The following is a 3,183-nucleotide window of genomic DNA, read 5'->3' as shown; positions in this document are numbered from 1 at the left end:
TATTTGAATACCCGTCAATAATATTTTCCAAAAATGAAAATCCACCAAATTCTTTCAGACGATCTATTGCAGGAACAGAAGCGACCTTGCCTTGGGAAGAGACTTGAACGGAAGCAGCCGTTGCCGCCTGTTGCTGTTTTTGTTCATTATCAGGTTTCATAATTTTCAACTTTAAATTTTAGAATTGGATTGAGCTTCGTTGATCTCTTGTATAGAGGTACTCAGAACTTCTGCCAGAGCTTCTCGCAATACAGGATTTTCAAGCACTTTCCGGAGTGCCTTATTAGAAGAAAGCTGCCGGGCAATCTTAAGACTCTGCTCACGTTCGATATCCAGTCCACTTAAGAACTCACTATTCTCCTTAATTTTTTCCGCCCCAAAATCTCCGAGGCCCTTGAAGGTCATAACCTCCTTCACTTCGTTTCCTTCTGCATCCACATGTTCCAGTTGCACGGTTGGTTCAAAACGTTCAAACACATCTTCTATGGTTTGCAAACCGTAAACACACTCTGGTTCAGAAGGAGCGTCGTCTGTCAGTTTTTGGACAAGTAAAGTTCGGTTGGAAGGAATCTCGGCTATAGATTCATTAGCATCAACCCTTACTTCATTGCCACCTATTCCATAATCATAAAGTGCCATATTTCTTTTATTTAAACGTTAATAAATATCGTATTTAACTCTTCTTTGTATTTATCGGTCGCAATATATGAATTTATTTTTGTTTTGTCAAGTTTATGCAAAAGTTTTTTTCAGAAAATTCTTAGAGTATTTGATAAAAAACCGTATATTTGCGAAAAACAACATAAAATATATCACATGAGTTATCTGAAAATACCAATTGACCTAAAGTCTGCAGTTAACGGAAAACTCGAACGATGTTCTTATGAAGAATCCATAGCACAGCAGATCATGCTACTGATTGTTTCCCGATATGGAGAAGTAGTCGGTAAGGAAAATTACGGCTCTGTCATCTGGGAACTTGAGTTCAGTCAACTAGTGAAAATCAGTGATTGGGAGAATAGAGTCCAAGAGTCTTTGCTCCAAGCCATCACCACTTATGAAGAACGGCTTAAAGATATTAGCGTGAGTGTAGTATTATCCGAGATTGACGATGAAAACAAAAAAGAAACTCATGTACGCAGAAAGGCTCAAATAGCTGTGAAAGGAAAAATAGTTTCAACGGACCAACCGTTCCACTTCAATACGCTTGTATATATCAGTCCGTTATCACAATAAACAATTAAGAGTTATGCCAGACAAAAGACATATTGAAATAAAAGAAAGAATTCTGAAATTTGCTATGGAGCTGTGGGGTATCAATGAATCCCGCAACATGGATCCTGTGGTTGATTTGCTATTGGATGTCTTCGCCAATGAAACGGCCCGTCTGCATCAGGAAATAAAAGCATCGGATTCCCGTTTACTTCATCAGCTATCACGTATACTTATAGATAGTAAATGGGCTCTGCCTATTCCGGCACATGCATTAATGTCTGTTACCCCCAATAATGACGAGAACTGCATTCTAAATGCCGAAGACCACTTCTATACTGAAAAGTTCATCTTTGGCAAAGAAAGTATACAGGTATTCTTTACACCTCTTTTCAATTATCCACTTGTGAATGCAAAACTTGGTATAATCGCTTATGGGAATACCATAAAAAACGTTTCTGAAAAAAATATCACTTCAAACTTATTCCTTGGCAGGAAGGAACAGATAGAATCTTATGTTGTTTGGTTAGGTTTTGATATTAACGAAGAACATCTATCAGAGACACAGGAAATGACTTTTTGCCTGATTCCTGATAACACATCATTTGTTCCGTTTCTGCAAATGACACGATTCTATGACTGTGCAGGGAAAGAAATACCGGCGCAATTCGGTCTGAAGGTGCAGGATCCATTCAGCAATGCCCATTATTTTGATGAAATAAAAAATTTCTACAACGACTACTATGTAAAAATAGATCTAGCCGACACAGACAAGTCACTTAAAACTTTATTGCAACAATTTCCTTCCGCCAAACAGACCGAAAATATTGATACAAGCAAAAGGTTTTTCTGGATAAGACTCCGTCTGCCGGAAATATTCAATTCGCAAGATTATCTTAATTCACTAAACATATATCTGAATACGTATCCTGTTGTAAACAGGAAATTGGTATATAAACAGCATAATTTTGCAACCAATGGACGTTATATTCCCCTTCCTTGCCCCAAAGGAAATTATTTTCTTAACGTCCGTTCCATTTGTGACAATACAGGAAAGGAATACATCAACCGACAACAGCAGTATGAAGAAAATCCGACCGGAATCTTTGATTTGTATTTCGGAAATCTGGAACGCTTTGATTCGGATAGTGCCATTGACCTAATCAACCAGATTATACAAAGAATCAAAGAAGACGGAAACGCCTTTTCCGCATTAAATCCAGATCTGCTAACAGCGCAACTGAAAGAATTGTTCTCTAAGCTTTCCGAGATAGAGAAAAGTGTAGAAAACATAAGCAGGGACGAAAAAAGACAACGAATTTTTGCTCTGACAGTACCAGCCCCCAATGCTACGAGTGCGGAAGTAAAATTCTGGACAACTTCAGGACGACTGGCAAACGGACTTGATGAAAGAGCCTTTATCCAACAGTTCAATATGGAGAAATACGATGCAACAAGTCTTATTTTCAGAACTCCTGTTCAAGGAGGAATCGTACATACAGAAGATTCCAGTCTGATAAACAGCCTGAGATATGGTCTTGTCAGCAGAGACAGAATTGTGTCAAAGCAGGATATCTATAATTATATTTACCACAAGATGGGAAACAATGTAGATACTATACATATTAAGGACGGTGTTACCATTTCTCCAGAAAGGAAAAAAGGATTCATTCGCATAGTTCAAGTTGAAATAAAATTAAAACAAAATATAGGAGACTTTCTGGACCTATCCGTTTTCGCTCATTTTCTTGAAAAGGATATGACTGAAAAGTCTGTATGCAATTCATCATATAAAATTGTATTCTTATGACAAACAACGATTATAGTCCCAGTCTGGTTTCTGCCATAAAATTAGCCCAATCGATGGCTAGACAGGAACAGCAAAGTACATATGGTGTACCCCATTTGGTATTAGCCATGTTGACAGAAAGTACAGGACTTAAGGAAATCCTACAATCCATGCAAAAAGAC

Annotated in this window: 4 protein-coding genes; 3 read left to right on the top strand and 1 reads right to left on the bottom strand. The window is 37.8% G+C overall.

What is annotated here, in order from left to right:
* Nucleotides 1–171 precede the first annotated feature (171 nt).
* On the bottom strand, nt 172–639 hold the full coding sequence (locus BACCOPRO_RS06320) for a hypothetical protein (RefSeq protein WP_008142001.1): 468 nt from the start codon (nt 637–639) through the stop codon (nt 172–174).
* Between the two features lie 177 nt (nt 640–816).
* On the opposite strand from BACCOPRO_RS06320, the gene BACCOPRO_RS06315 reads away from it, so the two are divergent.
* The 3 genes from BACCOPRO_RS06315 to BACCOPRO_RS18715 form a co-directional block, all read left to right on the top strand.
* Nucleotides 817–1,236: a GPW/gp25 family protein gene (locus tag BACCOPRO_RS06315; RefSeq protein WP_008141999.1), complete on the top strand. Its 420-nt coding sequence runs from the start codon at nt 817–819 to the stop codon at nt 1,234–1,236.
* A 13-nt stretch (nt 1,237–1,249) separates the two neighbouring features.
* Nucleotides 1,250–3,022 (top strand): type VI secretion system baseplate subunit TssF, encoded by a 1,773-nt coding sequence (locus BACCOPRO_RS06310; RefSeq protein WP_008141997.1) that lies wholly within the window; start codon nt 1,250–1,252, stop codon nt 3,020–3,022.
* On the top strand, nt 3,019–3,183 hold a 165-nt coding region (locus BACCOPRO_RS18715), incomplete at its 3' end, for a Clp protease N-terminal domain-containing protein (RefSeq protein WP_008141995.1). The genes BACCOPRO_RS06310 and BACCOPRO_RS18715, both read left to right, overlap by 4 nt.

It is taken from the genome of Phocaeicola coprophilus DSM 18228 = JCM 13818 (genome assembly GCF_000157915.1).
In the GTDB taxonomy this organism is placed as follows: domain Bacteria; phylum Bacteroidota; class Bacteroidia; order Bacteroidales; family Bacteroidaceae; genus Phocaeicola; species Phocaeicola coprophilus.
The sequence above is the reverse complement of the archived record's forward strand: the minus strand, read 5'-3'. Positions and strand labels throughout refer to the sequence as shown.